This window comes from Clostridium sp., assembly GCF_050717535.1.
Classification (GTDB): Bacteria; Bacillota; Clostridia; order Clostridiales; family Clostridiaceae; genus Clostridium_AD.
Map to the genome: position 1 here is coordinate 1 of NZ_JBOITM010000039.1, position 16,193 is coordinate 16,193.

At 32.2% G+C, this 16,193-nt stretch carries 16 protein-coding genes and 1 riboswitch; of the genes, 11 read left to right on the forward strand and 5 right to left on the reverse strand.

Features of this window, described 5'->3' with window-relative positions; all coding sequences use genetic code 11:
* Positions 1-144: 144 nt before the first annotated feature.
* A complete protein-coding gene (locus ACREVU_RS06720) occupies positions 145-285 on the forward strand; it encodes a hypothetical protein (RefSeq protein WP_431550849.1) in 141 nt (46 codons plus the stop codon).
* A 118-nt stretch (positions 286-403) separates the two neighbouring features.
* Here ACREVU_RS06720 and ACREVU_RS06725 read toward each other — a convergent pair whose 3' ends face one another.
* Positions 404-1,279, reverse strand: a complete 876-nt coding sequence (locus ACREVU_RS06725; RefSeq protein ID WP_431550850.1) for a DUF1206 domain-containing protein — start codon at positions 1,277-1,279, stop codon at positions 404-406.
* A 696-nt stretch (positions 1,280-1,975) separates the two neighbouring features.
* On the opposite strand from ACREVU_RS06725, the gene ACREVU_RS06730 reads away from it, so the two are divergent.
* Entirely contained in the window at positions 1,976-2,128 is a 153-nt protein-coding gene (locus ACREVU_RS06730) for a lmo0937 family membrane protein (protein WP_431550851.1), read from the forward strand.
* 393 nt (positions 2,129-2,521) lie between these two features.
* On the opposite strand, the gene ACREVU_RS06735 is transcribed toward ACREVU_RS06730, so the two are convergent.
* The 3 genes from ACREVU_RS06735 to ACREVU_RS06745 form a co-directional block, all read right to left on the reverse strand.
* Entirely contained in the window at positions 2,522-2,752 is a 231-nt protein-coding gene (locus ACREVU_RS06735) for a hypothetical protein (protein ID WP_431550852.1), read from the reverse strand.
* 383 nt (positions 2,753-3,135) lie between these two features.
* The gene (locus ACREVU_RS06740; RefSeq protein ID WP_431550853.1) at positions 3,136-3,600 is read right to left on the reverse strand and encodes a GNAT family N-acetyltransferase; all 465 of its coding nucleotides are present in this window, start codon (positions 3,598-3,600) and stop codon (positions 3,136-3,138) included.
* A gap of 189 nt (positions 3,601-3,789) precedes the next feature.
* Complete coding sequence (locus ACREVU_RS06745; RefSeq protein WP_431550854.1) at positions 3,790-4,491, reverse strand: helix-turn-helix transcriptional regulator; 702 nt, start codon at positions 4,489-4,491, stop codon at positions 3,790-3,792.
* 413 nt (positions 4,492-4,904) lie between these two features.
* Here ACREVU_RS06745 and ACREVU_RS06750 point away from each other — a divergent pair, with 413 nt between their 5' ends.
* The 3 genes from ACREVU_RS06750 (at position 4,905) to ACREVU_RS06760 (ending at position 8,142) form a co-directional block, all read left to right on the forward strand.
* Positions 4,905-6,290 carry a tryptophanase gene (locus ACREVU_RS06750; RefSeq protein WP_431550855.1) on the forward strand — a complete coding sequence of 462 codons (1,386 nt, stop codon included), beginning with the start codon at positions 4,905-4,907 and terminating at the stop codon, positions 6,288-6,290.
* 152 nt (positions 6,291-6,442) lie between these two features.
* On the forward strand, positions 6,443-7,981 hold the full coding sequence (locus ACREVU_RS06755; protein ID WP_431550856.1) for a sodium-dependent transporter: 1,539 nt from the start codon (positions 6,443-6,445) through the stop codon (positions 7,979-7,981).
* A 35-nt stretch (positions 7,982-8,016) separates the two neighbouring features.
* Positions 8,017-8,142, forward strand: a complete 126-nt coding sequence (locus ACREVU_RS06760; protein ID WP_431550857.1) for a hypothetical protein — start codon at positions 8,017-8,019, stop codon at positions 8,140-8,142.
* 201 nt (positions 8,143-8,343) lie between these two features.
* On the opposite strand, the gene ACREVU_RS06765 is transcribed toward ACREVU_RS06760, so the two are convergent.
* Entirely contained in the window at positions 8,344-8,685 is a 342-nt protein-coding gene (locus tag ACREVU_RS06765; RefSeq protein ID WP_431550858.1) for a carboxymuconolactone decarboxylase family protein, read from the reverse strand.
* Between the two features lie 347 nt (positions 8,686-9,032).
* On the opposite strand from ACREVU_RS06765, the gene ACREVU_RS06770 reads away from it, so the two are divergent.
* The 6 genes from ACREVU_RS06770 to ACREVU_RS06795 all read left to right on the forward strand — a co-directional run bounded on the left by ACREVU_RS06770 (position 9,033) and on the right by ACREVU_RS06795 (position 16,097).
* Complete coding sequence (locus ACREVU_RS06770; RefSeq protein WP_431550859.1) at positions 9,033-9,959, forward strand: NTP transferase domain-containing protein; 927 nt, start codon at positions 9,033-9,035, stop codon at positions 9,957-9,959.
* A 393-nt stretch (positions 9,960-10,352) separates the two neighbouring features.
* Complete coding sequence (locus ACREVU_RS06775; RefSeq protein ID WP_431550860.1) at positions 10,353-12,470, forward strand: xanthine dehydrogenase family protein molybdopterin-binding subunit; 2,118 nt, start codon at positions 10,353-10,355, stop codon at positions 12,468-12,470.
* Between the two features lie 54 nt (positions 12,471-12,524).
* The gene (locus tag ACREVU_RS06780) at positions 12,525-12,998 is read left to right on the forward strand and encodes a (2Fe-2S)-binding protein (RefSeq protein WP_431550861.1); all 474 of its coding nucleotides are present in this window, start codon (positions 12,525-12,527) and stop codon (positions 12,996-12,998) included.
* The gene (locus ACREVU_RS06785) at positions 12,992-13,819 is read left to right on the forward strand and encodes an FAD binding domain-containing protein (protein ID WP_431550862.1); all 828 of its coding nucleotides are present in this window, start codon (positions 12,992-12,994) and stop codon (positions 13,817-13,819) included. The genes ACREVU_RS06780 and ACREVU_RS06785 overlap by 7 nt, the downstream gene beginning before the upstream one ends.
* Positions 13,820-13,844: 25 nt before the next feature.
* A riboswitch (purine riboswitch) is annotated at positions 13,845-13,945 on the forward strand.
* Positions 13,946-14,086: 141 nt separating this feature from the next.
* Complete coding sequence (gene guaD, locus ACREVU_RS06790; RefSeq protein WP_431550863.1) at positions 14,087-15,355, forward strand: guanine deaminase; 1,269 nt, start codon at positions 14,087-14,089, stop codon at positions 15,353-15,355.
* A 163-nt stretch (positions 15,356-15,518) separates the two neighbouring features.
* On the forward strand, positions 15,519-16,097 hold the full coding sequence (locus ACREVU_RS06795) for a flavodoxin family protein (protein WP_431550864.1): 579 nt from the start codon (positions 15,519-15,521) through the stop codon (positions 16,095-16,097).
* The last annotated feature ends 96 nt before the right edge of the window (positions 16,098-16,193 follow it).

Sequence of the window (16,193 nt, forward strand, 5' to 3'; positions counted from 1 at the left end):
GAATAGCCAAAATCTACGATTAACCCTTATAACTAAAAATAATTATCAACAAGTAATACCAATTTGAGCTTAAATGTGTATTTTTATTATTTGGTAGATTATTGAATTATAAGGTTGATGGCTATGGGAGTAAGTGGGTACGATATGCAAAAAAATGACATTGGTATAGCTAAATGCCATTTTGAGTTATCTGTAAATGAACTTGGGTTAAGAGGCACGTGGCAAGAAATAAAAAATATAAATACACCAAATGGGTGGGAATACATTTGTACCTGGTCTAAATAATAATCAATTACTATGGAAAAAAATTAAAATAAAATCCAGTAGAAGGCATTTGCTGTTTACTACTGGATTTTTTATTTTTGTGTGTACTGACAATATTGTAAAAACTGGAACGTAGTGACTAATTTTTAATTGCTAATCTAAAAAACATAGCGATTAATAAATCGTAAATTCCAAAGGACATCAAACCTAAAGCGATAATGCCTATAAGCCAACGGCCATAAGGTTGATTCAAAAGAGACATAAGAGCACTGTCAAAACCCTTAGCATTATTAGAATCAGATGTATAAGCAGCTATAACTAAGAAGATACCAACTAAGGTAATGACAAAGCCTCTTGAAATGGTACCAAACATACCAAAGCCTTTAACCCATTTTAATTGATATATATTCAGTTTGATGAGGTCGAGTTGAGATCCGAATAGCGGCATAAATGCTTTGGATATTTGGAAAATGCCTACTGAAATTACGATTATTGCTACTATAAGAATCATCCATTGTCCAAAAGGCATATCAAGAATTTTTGATACATAATTTTGGGTTTTAGCAGCTTGTTTACCAACATGAACGGGTTTGGATCCACCAGTGAGAAGAGCATATGTGGGTATGGCCAAAAAAGAGTAGGAAACTGCACCAAATAAATATCCTAACCTGGCAGAAATACCCTTTGTGTCGTTCTCTTTATTAAAAGGATTTATAATAACTTGTATTAATGCCCATGAGGAATAACAAATAAGTCCTATCAAAATAAGCCATAATAATACCTTTCCTTCTGGTTGTTTTCCTATCATCGCTATGGCTCCTTGCTGATCTGTTGTCTTTCCGCCGCGTCCAAATGCAAGAAGAAGTGCCAATATTCCCATGACGAAAAATATTAAACCACGTGTAGCAAAGCCCACTCGTGCCATGAATTCAGCTGTTGAATTAAAAGTATCGTTATGGGCTACATTTTCGCTAATTTTATTCATTTTTTTAAATGCCTTTTTTTTATTTGACATTAAAACACATCCCCGTTTATTATTTCCTAGTATTTGTACTAATAAGTTAAAAGACGTTAAAACATTCCAAATAATTATATCTCTAATATATATAATATAATGTAATATTTTCATTAGCAAGAGAACTTTATATTTCTCCAGTTGAATACAAAAATGAAAAAAGCAACCACTGAGATTAATTCTAAAGTTAGTGGAAAATCTTCATTACATTATAAATAGAAACGATAGTTAAAATCAAATAATAGTCTTTAAAATTTATAAGGGTAAAGCAATTTACAGTAAATATGTCGAAAAATGTTGAATAAGTAAGAAATGTATGGTATGATATAGACAAACATTTTAAAATATGGAATAATTTTATAATTTTAAGTGTAAAATGTGTTTGATATCGATATTAGATAAAATGGAGGTGTATATGCCTAATTTAAATAATAAAGTTGAAAATGTAAAAGATAAGGTTGTAGGAAAGATCAAGGAGATTGATAAAAATAAAAAATAAATAATTTTGAACAAAATATCAAAATGTAATATTAAATATTGACGATAGATTATAAAATAACAAGGAGTGTGAATTGTATGTTAGCATTAATTGGTGCAATTGTTGTAATAATAATAATACTTAAATTTTTCGGTATTTTTTAGTTAAGAGATTTATTTTTATAATAGTAAATTAATATAAGAAAGGTTGTGTTCTAGATGGGAATTCTAAGTTTTATAGGTGCAGTTGTAGTATTATTTTGGGTTTTAGGATTAATATTTAGTATTGGCGGCGGTTTGATACATATTTTACTAGTAATTGGTGTAATTATATTTATAGTGGATATAATTTCAAAAAAGAGAATTAGATAGGAAAATTTTTTATAGATAAATAAGAGCCTTTGGGCTCTTATTTTGTTTTTGGTGCGCCCGGCATCTGCGCAGTCTAACGTTATCTTAGTATTAGTTTTTCTAATTATAAAGGCAATCATTATTGAGTTTTCTGATAGTGATTGCCTTTTATTTTTTGAAAATATACAATTAAAATATAATTTAATGTAATCAAAGTTATATTTTATTAAAAGAACTTAGTTTTTGCCAATGATCATTAACATTGTTTTACCAAATGAACTAAAGGAATTTGATGAAGAAGGATATAGTTATAATGAATATCTATAATCTGATACAAAATTAGTATTTACCAGATAAAAGAATTAAAAAAAAGCAGAATTGAATATCAATTCTGCTTATATATTATAATTCTTTTTAACAACAATTATGATCATTATGCTTTTTTTCACAACAAGGATCGTACCATTTATCACACCATTGATCACACCACTCATTATTAAAATGAGAATCACATTTATTTTTACGACAATTGTCGTTATGACGGTTGTTTTTACAGCAAGAATCTCTATTATTACAACGATTATTACTACAAGAACTATTGTTATCGTCAAATAGTAATAATAATATTATCCACCAACAAAACATACATATTCCCTCCTTAAAGGCAAACATTTTTTAATTTATCCTTAAGTTTATCCCATGACTACTTCATTTGTTAGTATATAATATTATTATACAATAAAAATGTTACAATGAGTTGTATACTGAATATTAGTTATATCCATGTTGACTTTTATACATAATATTTGTAAAATATAAAAAAGTGGATAATTAGAATGTATACAGCGCAGTAATCTTAATTTTAACTTTATAGGTGTATTCTGGACAATATGACAAGGCAAAAATAAACCCCAGATAAATAAATTTAAATGGGGCTTATATGTATTCTTAAAGGCTACCAGATTATTTAAAAGCGGTAACTGGAAAGGAATTTATAAATGCGAACATCACTGCTATATTATTTTAACTTAAAATAATTGTTTTTCAACTATAATACTTCTTCCCAAATTAGGAACTTCAATTTCTTCAACATATTTGTATCCTAATGCATAATAAAAGTTCTGTGATGTCAAACTAGAATGTATTTGTATTAGGTTAACTGAATTGTTCTTAGCTTTATATTCTATATAAGATATTAGTTTTCTTCCTACACCACATTTATGATAATTGATATTTACAAAAACTGTACAAATAATATTATCTTCCAAACTTGCAGTACCAATTACCCTGCCATTTAATTCAGCAACATATATATCACGCTTTTTAGCTATTTCTAGCATGTTATTAGGTACGTATAGATTACACATATTATTAATAATATGTTCTGGATAGTCTTTGCTATTTACTTCAACCAAATTTCTTTTTATAATATTGCATATTTCTAAACTATCCATACTTTTGAATTTTCTTATAATAATATTCTTAGTTCCCATTATTTATACCTCACTCTATAATCTTAATTTTATACATTTATTTTTTCAATAATAAATAATGATAGAATTAGTTGAAATATAATTTTTGAGACCTTAAATCAGCTGATGTAAGGCATAAGTCCACAAAGAATAACGATATAACAAAAGCCTTGAAAATTTAAGGCTTTTATCTTTTCTTTCTAGTAAATTTTATAATTGTGTTTGTTTAGTATCCTTATCTTTATTTAGTTTGCTGAGATAGCGATAGATACTAGGCTCTGAACAATGAAGTTTTTTTGCTACTTCGCTCACTGCTCCTTTGAGAGAGAAAATACCTTTTCGATTTAATACATCAATAACGTTAAGCCTTTCATTTTGTGTCAATCGATCAATAGGGATGTCCTTATCAAGTAATATTTTATTTAAAACAGTTTCTGTTACTTCTGAAATAGAGCCAGAAAATTTTTCTATTTCATCATCTGAAAGAGAATCAATAGATTCGTAGGTACAACGTTTCTCAATTAATTCATCGGGATGACAAAGCTTTAATATTTGATCGCTGATATTTACAAATTTTCTATCGTCGAAGTTAATACATAGCATTCCCACAAGTTCTTCATTTGTGTCCTTGATAAACATGGTTGAGCATCTTAATATGTGTTGATCTTTAGAAATTCCGTGATAGTTAATTTTGTATTTATTATTTTTGTAAAGCTTATTTAAAATTATATTCAATCCAAAATTAGTCATGGGATCTCCAATGGTCCGCCCACTAATATAACCATTAGCAATGGCAACTATGGCATTGGTATCATGCCCAATATCGTGTAAAGCGACCTCATAGTCTGGGCCTAGTGATTTTCCTAAAAATTCTACGAGAATGCTATATTGAGTTAACATAACATCATTCATGTTTTTTTTCACCTACTCTTATATATTTAGTACAACTTTGCAAGAAACTCTTTAAAAAGCCTAGTGTCAGTATTTATTATTGTTGTATGCAATGGAAAAGAGATATATTTAAATCACCATTACAATTATATGTTAATTAGCAAAGGAGGAGGCTATATAATCAAATCCATATACAGATATTTATAATCTATATTATATATTATCACGATAACAATAAAAATACTATATGTAATAAATTATTATTACACTAATAAACTATTGTTAATTAAGATGTAAAATAGAGTAAGTTTGACTGCTTATAACCTATTATATAGTCCGAATAAATGCAAATAAAATATATTTTGTAAAATATGGTAATATATGTTGACTATACTTTATTATCGTGATAATATTAAATAAAAGGGGGTTTTAATATGACAACTAAATACATACCAGAACCATTTAGAATTAAGATGGTAGAGACTATTAAGATGCTTACACGTGAGGAAAGAAAACAGAAGATTGCTGAGGCAAAATACAATATGTTTAACCTTAGGGGAGAAGATGTTTATATTGACTTATTAACAGATAGTGGAACAAATGCAATGAGTTCAGAACAGTGGGCTGGAGTCATGAGAGGTGACGAAGCCTATGCTGGTTCATCAAGTTACTTTAAACTTGTAGAAGCAGGACAAGATATTTTTGGTTATAAATATATCCAACCAGTCCATCAAGGCCGTGCAGCAGAAAAGGTTATGTTTGGATTATTGCTAGAAAAAGGTAAATATTCTATTTCAAATACTCACTTTGATACAACAAGAGCGCACGTAGAAGCAACAGGTGCAAGAGCGATTGATTGTGTTGTTGAAGTGGCTAAAATTCCATCAGAAAGAGCTCCTTTTAAAGGGAATATGAATGTTGAAAAATTAGAATCTTTAATTAAGGAGTATGGTGCTGATAAGGTTGGTGTTGTTGTTATGACAATAACAAACAATTCAGCAGGTGGTCAGCCAGTTTCTATGGAAAATGTAAGAGAAACATCAAAGGTTTGTAAAAAATATGGTATCAAGTTCTGTATTGATGCTGCACGTTATGCAGAAAATGCTTATTTTGTAAAATTAAGAGAAGAAGCTTACGCAAATAAATCTATTAAAGAAATTGTAAAAGAAATGTTTAGTTATGCAGATATGTTTACAATGAGTGCTAAGAAAGACACAATTGTCAATATGGGTGGATTAATTGGTATTAAAGATGATGAAGAATTAGTAATGCTTTGTAAAGCACGTACAATTTTATTTGAAGGCTTTATTTCTTATGGTGGTCTTTCAGGCCGTGATCTTGAGTGTTTAGCAATTGGACTTTATGAAGGTCTTGATGAAGAATACTTAAAATATCGTAATGGACAAATGGAATATCTTGCAGCAAGACTTGATGAAGCAGGAGTTTCATACCAGTCACCAGTAGGAGGACACGGTGTGTTTGTAGATGCAAAAGCATTGCTACCTCAAATTCCATACTATGAATTCCCTGGACAAGCCCTTGCAATTGAACTTTATATAGAAGCTGGAATTCGTGCATGTGATATTGGATCTTATATGATGGGAAATGATCCAGATACAGGAAAACAAATAGAATCAGAATTTGAATTTACACGATTCGCAATTCCGCGTCGTGTTTATACTCAATCACATGTTGATATTATGGCCGATGCTTTGATCGCAATTAAAGCAAGAGCAAGTGAAATAAAAGGCTATAGAATTACATGGGAGCCATCTGTTCTTAGACACTTCCAAGCAAGCCTTGAACCAGTAGAAAAATAAAAAATGACAAACAGGAACTTAGTTTCTGTTATAACCTCAGAGGTTATGACAATAACCTCTGAGGTTATTGTTAACTCCGAAACTGTTAAGAATTAATCCTCAGCTAATGGTGAAATATTATTATTATTATATTTTGAAGGAGGAAACTGTCGATGAGAGAAAATTGGAAAAGTAGAAAAGGTTTTATTATGGCGGCAGCAGGTGCTGCAATAGGACTTGGTAATTTATGGAGATTTCCATTCCAGGCTTATAAAAATGGTGGAGGAGCATTTCTTTTACCTTATTTTGTAGCATTAATCACCTGCGCTATACCCTTAATGATTATGGAGTATGCTTTTGGTAGAAAAGTTCGTGGTGGATCGGTAAAGGCATTTTCAACATTAAAAAAGAAATTAGAAATTGTTGGATGGATACAAGTAATGGTACCTATTGTTGTTATGACTTATTACTCTGCAATTATTGCTGTATCTCTTGTCTTCATGTTTTTTTCATTAGGGCATGCATTTGGTTTTATGAACTGGCTCTCAGATCCAGGACCTATTATGGGCATGGTAACAGGTAGTGCGAAAAGTGCATTAGATTTAGGAGCTGGTATGAGTATTTATATCTTAATTGCAGTTATTGTAGTTTGGATTTGTAACTGGCTTATTGTTAAAAAGGGTATTTCTGGTGGAATAGAAAAAATGTCAACTGTTTTTACACCCATGTTAATGGTATTAATGATTGTATTCATGATTAATGCAGTTCGTTTAAAAGGTGCATCAATAGGGCTGGAAGCACTATTTAAACCGGATTTTTCAAAAATTCTAAATCCAAGTATTTGGGTTTCAGCTTACGCACAAGTGTTTTTCTCAACAACTTTAGCTGTAGGTGTTATGATTGCATATGGTTCATACTTAGATGATAAAGCAGACGTTGTGAACAGTGCGATTATTACAGTCTTGGCAAATTCAAGTTTTGACCTTATTGCGGGAGTATTAGTATTTTCAACACTAGGTTACTTAGTAAGTAGTACTGGTATAGAATTTACATCATTTGGCACAGGCGCAGGTGTTGCATTTCTCGCATTCCCAATTGCTATTTCAACAATGTCAACAAATGTATTTATACAAGGTATATTAGGTTTTGTATTCTTCTTTTGCCTATTTATTGCAGGTATATCATCTAGTATTTCAATGTTAGAATCGTTTGCAACCGCAGCATTAGATAAATTTGATATCTCTAGAGAAAAGCTTGTTTCAATTATTTCCATTGTTGGCTTCTGCGGTAGTGCATGCTTTGCAAGTTATGCAGGATTTAACTATATTTTAGATATAGTAGATGCTTATGTAGGAAATATCGTAATTGCTGGACTCGGCCTTGTAGAAGTAATTTTAATTAGCTATATTTATGGAACTAGTAAGCTTCGAGAAGAAGCAAATGCATATTCAGATTTTAAGGTTGGAAAATGGTGGGATTATCTATTGAAATACTTTACACCTTTATTATTAGGAGCAGTTGTTGTAACAAATGTAGTCAACTTAATTACTGATTTGTTTAGTAAAGATATGGTGGGAATAGCATCTAACATCATATTTGGCTGGGGAATTGTAGTTATAATGATTGGTGCATCCGTTGTGTTCTATAAGAAAAAATGGACTATAAGCGCTCAAAAGGTAGATTCAACATTAATTAATAACATGGTAGATTAACACACCAAAGTAAACGGTTAAATGGAGGGATTCATATGTCAACAAGTGCTGTATTAATGATGATGATCGGATGTGGAACAGTTTGGATAGGATTAGTCATTTCAATCGTTATTGCATTAGCTGTAGAAAAGAAAAAAAATTTAAAAGAGAAATTAGGCTAGCAGAGTAAGATAAAAAAGATGGTTGTGAACCAATCCCAATTAAGTGGATGTTTCTTTAAAATGGAGTTATTAGAGGGGGCTGTCTCAAAATCAAATGATTTAAAAATCATTTGAAGAGATAGCCTCTTTTTCTTTTTTTTTAATGAGAATAAAAAAAATTTTTTTTGTTATTTTTTAGTTAATGAAATCAGGCCCGGCTAATTATTCTGTTTTGTCAATAATATTTCTTAATATTAGAATTCCCTTCATCATTTTAGGAAAGCCTGAGGTTGGTGCTACTAGAAGCATTGCATGCTCAATTTCTTCTTTTGTACATCCACTTTCTAGGGCTTTTAAAATATGGGTTCTTAAGGCATATTCATATTGGCTATCTGTGGATAGAGCTACTTTGATAAGCCAACGAGTTTTCGCATCTAAGGGACCACCTTTTTCATGAACTAACCTACCATAATTGGAATAGGCATCATAAATTTCACTATGATTTTCAGTGAAATACTCTAAGTTCTTTTCTATAACATCAATGTTTTTAATGATATCATTCATTTTACACCCACCTTATTTTTAATATATCTATAAATATTATTCCCTCAAAATTGTATTTTAATCCAATTCAAATCATCTTGTATGATACTTTATCAGTAATTTTTTTGAAATATCGTTTGCTTAATTTCTTTATGTAGATATTATTTTATAATAATGAAAACTACAAGAATTAAATTAGTTTGCAAAAAATAAAGAAAACTGCTACGAGGAAGGAACTGACAGAATAAATTGAGCAATTTGTTTTGTTATGAAGTTATCACGGTTTTTCATATGGCATCGCTTTGATTATTATAAATAATAGTGTAGAATATAAGGAGATATCAAGAATCTTTTAATGAGGTGATAGTGTGAGAGAAGTTGGAGGGATAATTGCTGCTGCCAACAGAAGCATAGCTTATCCAATGAAAAAGGTTGGTTCAATTTCTTTAATTCAAAGAATAGTACTTACATATAAAAAGGCTGGTATATGGCCTATTGTGGTAATTACAGGCTTTGAAGAACCAGAAATAAAGTCAGATCTTGCACGGGAAGATGCTATTTTTATTATAAACAAGGATTATGAGAATCCTCCACTTATTGATTCTTACAAGATTGGACTTAAATATCTTCAAGGTAAATGTAATAGAGTTTTATTAACACCTGTAAATGTGCCTATGTTTAATTATAAGACAGTGCTAGAAATGATTGAAACAAAGGGTGAAATCATTATTCCATCATATAATATGCATGGCGGACATCCATTGCTTATTGATAGCTTACATATTCCTAGTATTCTTTCCTATGATGGTGAGAAGGGACTTAGGGGAGCAGTTGATTCCTTGGGTGCTTCTATAACTTGGCTTAATGTTAACGATAGAGGAGTTACATGTTCAATTAATGATAAGGATGAACTTCAAGGACTCCTACCGTCGCACAATGATAGTTTGTTTCAACCAGCTTTAACTATAAATATAAGGAAAGAAAAGGTTTTTCTTGATTCTAGATTAAGACTTCTGCTTGAGCTTATAGACGACAATAATTCTGTTAATGGAGCTTGTAAAAGGATGTCTTTATCCTTAAGTAAAGCTTGGGATATGATTAATGAACTTGAAAAAAATCTTGGGTATGAAATAGTACTGCGAAGACGTGGAGGCGCAAGAGAAGGAAGAACACGCCTTAGCCATGGGGGCCGCGAGTTTATGGAGAATTATGATCAGTTCTATAGTGCGGTAACAAAGTATACTTGGGAGCAATTCAAAAAGTACTTTGAAGACAAAACATCCAATGATATATAGTACAATGCATAAAATGTAAATTTTATGCATTGTATTTTTTTGTTAATTATGTAACTGCGATGGTTATGGATAGCTGCATTGGTAATTACCAGCTTTATAGAAAATAAATTAATGATATTTCATAAGGAAATTATCCTACATATATAGGTACTCTTTCAAATACTTCTTAAGAAGTATTTGAAATTTACAAAATGATACCATATAATCGAACTAAGTAGAAGATGAAAACGATATTATATAATCGAATTAAGATGAACAAGATAAGGACGTTATCTGATTTCGTTATTTAGAGAATTAAGAAATACCATTTTACAATTTCTGGGGAAAAAAAGAAATTTAACAAATAAAGTTATGCAAATATATTTAAAAACTTATCAAAATAAGGAGGGCATTATGGATAATATAGGGAATTCAGTTCGTAAAAAAGATCATTCAAAAAAGATATTAGGTGTGGCCGAGTATGTAGCAGATGCTTCTACAGATGGCATTCTTCACGGTAAGTTTTTGAGATCAATAGTGGCTCATGCTAAAATAAAAAGCATTACTTTGCCAGAATTGCCAGATGGATACCTGATAGTTAGCAAGGATGATGTTCCTGGTGAAAATAAGGTTCATATAGTACTGGAGGATATGCCAGTATTCGCTATAGATACTGTGAAATACATTGGAGACCCAATTCTCATGGTGGTAGGACCAGATGAAAAAACTACAGAGAAAATTGTAACAAAAATAGTTGTGGATTATGAGCAGCTTCCTGCTATTTTAGATATGACTAAATCAGGAGTTGCTTTTTTTGAGTACAATCATGGAAAAGGTGATGTGGATGGGTGCTTTGAAAATGCTGACAAAGTGTATGATGAAATTTTAAATACAGGTTATGGTGAACAATTGTATCTTGAAACTAATGGAATGATTGCAGATTATCATGATGGTAAAATTACTGTTAGGGGATCCATGCAATGTCCATATTATGTTCATGGGGCAGTGAGACTTGCAACGGGACTTGAAAGGGACAAGGTTCAGATTAAGGGAGATGTTACTGGTGGAGCTTTCGGTGGAAAGGAAGATTATCCATCAATACTTGCTTGTCAGGTGGCAGTAGCAAGTATGAAAGCTAAAAAACCAGTAAGAGTTATATTTGATAGAAGAGAAGATATTACATCAACTAGCAAGAGACATCCGTCAACTGCAAGGTATAGGGCAGCTATTAAAGATGGAAAAATCACTGCAGTTGATATTGATATAATATATGACGCAGGTGCATATTCAACACTTTCAGCGGTAGTACTTCAGCGTGGAACAATATGTGCTACTGGAGTTTACAATATAGAAAATCTAAGGGTTCATGGCAGGGCTAATAAAACAAACACAGTTCCTAAAGGAGCTTACAGGGGATTTGGAGCACCACAGGTGTTCTTTGATATGGATCTCTTTATGAGTCATGTAGCAAAAGGCGAAGGAAGAAATAGTTTAGAATTTAAACAAGAGCATATTGCAAAGCAAGGAGATAATACATCAACTAACGGAAAGTATCATTTCCACGTACCACTGAATGAGATGATTAAAGAGGTGGATACTCTTTGTGATTACAAGAAGAAAAAAGAACTTTATGACAAACCACAAACTGGAAGATTACGACGTGGAATAGGAATGCAACTTGCATTTCATGGAGCAGGTTTCACAGGTTCTGGAGAAAGAGACTTAATAAAAGCAGTACTAAAGGTTAAAAAATATAAAGACGGTACTGTGGAAATTCTCACTTCAAATACTGATATGGGGCAAGGACTACACACAACTTTTGCAAAAATAGCAGGCAAAGAGCTGGGAATTCCATATGAGCAAATAATAGTACGTGACCCAGATACTGATAAAGTTCCGGACTCTGGCCCAACTGTTGCATCAAGATCACTTATGATAGTTGGAGAACTTATTCGCCGTGCCACAGTTCGCCTTAAAAATGAATGGAAGGACGGACAGGAGCAAATCATTGAGGAGCGCTACAAGCAACCAGAGTATATTATACCCTTCTCACTTGATAATTTCCATGGAGATGCTTATCCAACCTATGCTTGGTCAGTTCAGGCGGTAGAGCTTGAAATTGATATGTTAACAGGACAGCACAATGTTATAGGAGCATATGGATCTTTTGATGTAGGAACTCCTATCGACATGAATATAGTAGTAGGACAAATGGAGGGTGGAATGCTTCAAGGCATTGGTTATTCGTCAATGGAATTTATGGATCATGATAATAAAGGCCTTATTAGAAATAACAGCCTTAGCGATTATATCATACCAACTGCTATGGATGTTCCAGTTATTAAAGTTCAGATGCATGTTAACGAATATCCATATGGACCTTATGGAGCTAAGTGTGCAGGAGAACTTCCAAATGTAGGAACTGCTGCAGCATATATAGAGGCTGTGGAACAGATTTTAGGTAAGAAGGTTAATCATATTCCATTTACAGTAGAAGATACACTAAGAGCAATATCCTCAAAAGAGGACTAGGTATATGTAATTACATGTGGGAAATCATATTAAAATAGAGAGGAAGGTATGCTCATGAAATATATTGAGTTCAAACTTAATGGAAAAAATGTTCAATATGAGGGCAGTGCAAAAGGCAGGCTCTTAGATATACTTAGAGAAACCTATAAACTTACAGGAGTAAAGTGTGGTTGCAAGGAAGGTGAATGTGGAGCTTGCTCTGTTATCATCGATGGAAGACTTGCTAATTCATGTATGATAGCAATGGGAAGTATTCATGGAAGTGATGTTGTAACCATAGAGGGCTTTAGTAATACTGAGAGGTTTAAGGTTATTGATAAAGCTTATGGCGATGTTTCAGCGGTACAATGTGGATTTTGTATACCAGGTATGGTACTTGCAACAGAGTGTATACTTGCAGTGACTCCACATCCAACGGAAGAAGAAATAAGGCGTGGAATATCCGGAAATTTATGCCGTTGCACAGGATATAACTCCATAGTTAAAGCTATAGGAATAGCAGCAAAAGAAGGTGAAGGATTATGGTAAAATTAAATAATGGATTCTTGCCAGAAACATTAGATGAGGCCCTGGAAGTAATGAGGGATGAAAAGGTTAAGCCTTACAGTGGAGGAACTGACCTTATGCTTGAAGGTGGCGAGGGTGAAAGCTATCTATTTTTGAATAAGATAGATGAGCTTAAGATAATAAAATCAGATTCTGACTATATCAGAATTGGCTCACAGTGTACTTTCACTGAAATAGAGGAATCGGATATTGCACCTCAAATTTTAAAGGATGCAATGTCACAGCTTGCTGGTCCTGCTGTAAGAAATTTCGGAACTATAGGCGGAAATATAGGAAATGGATCTGCAAAGGCTGATTCAGCTTTGGTATTATACGTTACGGACTCACTAATTAGGCTAAAGAGTGCTGATGCTGAGAGAACAATTAATATTAAAGATTTTTATAAGCAAAGAAAACAGCTTGACCTAAGAGAAGGGGAACTCATTGTTGAATTTTTAATACCTAAAAAATATCTTGAAAATTACTATTACAAGAAGATAGGTGCTAGAAAGGCACTAGCAATTACTAGAGTGGGATTTGCAGCACTTTTCAATGAAGAAAATGGAGTAATTACTCATGTAGCAACTGCTTTTGGAGCAATAGAACCTACTATAGTTAGACATTCTGAACTTGATGAGATGCTTATAGGAAAAACTATTGGTGAAGCTAAGGGATTAAAGGACAATTACCTAAATTTATATGAAAATGCAATGAACCCAAGCGCTGGGAGAGTTTCAAAAGAATATAGGAAAACTGTATGCATGAATTTATTAAAAGATTTTTTAAATGATAATGGTATCTAATTAATGTGTAAAGATGTAAAATAAAGATAACAATTAAATATTATCTTGTATATATTAGAAATATGGTCTAATAGTCTCTACCAGGTTGCTATAAATTACCTGACTACAAGAATAAATTGAAGCTATGCTTAATCTAGCTATAATTATTCTATAGTCATTTAACTTAGCAACCTGTTTTTTTATGCATTTTATATCAAGCATGAAATTAAAAATTAGTAATAGCTTAAGCTATATTAAGAAAATTTTAAAATACAAGGGAGGATAATTATGAAAGCACTTAAAGGCAATATAATTTTTACTGCTACCAGTGAAAAATTTGAAGTCTATGAAAACAGCTATCTTGTAGAGTCTGATGGAATAGTTATAGGAATATTCAAAGAACTTCCAAGCAACTTAAAGGGGATCGAAGTTGATAACTTTGGTAATTCACTAATAATTCCTGGATTCGTAGATATGCACCTTCATGCTCCACAGTTTCAGAACATAGGTATTGGCCTAGATGAAGAACTACTGCAATGGCTTGACAAGTATACGTTTCCAGAAGAAACAAAATATAGCAATGAAGAATATGCCAAGAGGCTTTACACAAATCTTGCAAAGGAATTGTGGAGAAATGGAACCACCCGTGCTGTACTTTTCTCTACAATTCACAGAAATGGTACTGAAATTTTAATGGATGTCTTAAATAGGGCAGGTATTGGGGCTTATGTTGGAAAGGTTAATATGGATAGAAATTCGCCTGATTATTATGTAGAGGCAACTGAGGAATCACTAGCATCTACTGAAGAATGGATATTGGCTACAAAGGACAAATATAATCTTGTAGCGCCTATAATAACTCCAAGGTTCGTTCCATCATGTTCAGTAAAACTCATGAAGGGTCTTGCCAAACTTTCTGAAAAATACAATATTAAAGTGCAAAGTCATCTTTCTGAGAATGAGGATGAGATCCAATGGGTGAAAGAACTCCATCCAGAATATGGTTCATATGCTGGCGTATATGAAGGAATGAATCTTCTGACTGAAAATACGATTATGGCTCATGCGGTATACAGTACCCCAGAAGAAATAGAGCTACTAGCTAAAAGAAACAGCTTTATAGCACATTGCCCGAATGCTAATTACAATTTGTCATCAGGCATAATGCCAGCAAGGAGATTCATTGATGCGGGAATAAGGGTTGGACTTGGAACAGATATAGGTGCAGGTCATCAGATAGGTATATATAAGGTAATGAACTGTGCTGTTCAAACTTCGAAGATAAATTGGGTTAATAGTGGAAGGGTTGAACGGTGTCTTACAATGCCTGAAGCTTTCTATATGGGAACAAAAGGTGGCGGAGAATTCTTTGGTAAGGTGGGGTCTTTTGAGGATGGATACTCACTAGATGCGCTTGTAATAGATGATGAGAACCTTGGTGATAGGGATTTTAGAAGTATTGAGGAGCGCCTCCAAAGATTCATATACTGTGGAGATGATAGAAATATAACAAAACGTTACGTTGCAGGGAAACTACTTTCTGAGCCTATGTTTTAACTAGTATGTAACCTGGTATCTGGTGGTATCTGGTGGTTTATAGCGGTTTATGTCGAATTGAAATATTAAAACTTCTGTATATGTTATATTAAATAGGGTAAAACTAGATGGTTCATACTAATTATAAATATAATGAAACGTCATTAATTAAGGAGACGCATAAATGGATATAAAGAAAGTGTCAGTGATTTATTTTTCACCTAATGGTGCTACTAAAAAGATAGTAAACAAAATAGCAAGGAATATAGGAAGCTATGATGTAGAGGAAATTGATTTAACCTTAGTGGAATCAAGGAATAAGAAAATGAAATTTAGTAAGGATGAATTAGTTGTAATAGGGTTTCCAGTATATGCTGATAGATTACCAGTGGTTTGTAACGAAATATTTAAAAGTATTGAAGGGAATAATACCCCAACTATTGCAATAGTAAGCTATGGAAATAGAGATTACGGGGATGCGTTATTAGAATTAACAGCAGGTTTAAAGAAATTAAATATGAAGGTTATTTCTGGAGCTGCAATTATTGGAGAACATTGTCAAAATAAGAATATTGCGACTAATAGGCCTGATGAAGAAGATAATGTAAAGATATTAGAATATGTGAATAAAATAAAAGATAAAATAAATAGCATTGTACAAATAGAAGAAACAGAAGATATTTCTGTAAAAGGTAGCTATCCTTATAAACCTTTAAAATCTCATATGGCACCCTCGGCAGGCTGTGCGAGAATTAGATTTTAGATATAATCCGCAGCTGAATTAGAAATTTAAAATTTTATTGTAACTATTTTTCTTGATATAAAGCAAAAAAAGCACCTATATTAGGCTGCTTTCATA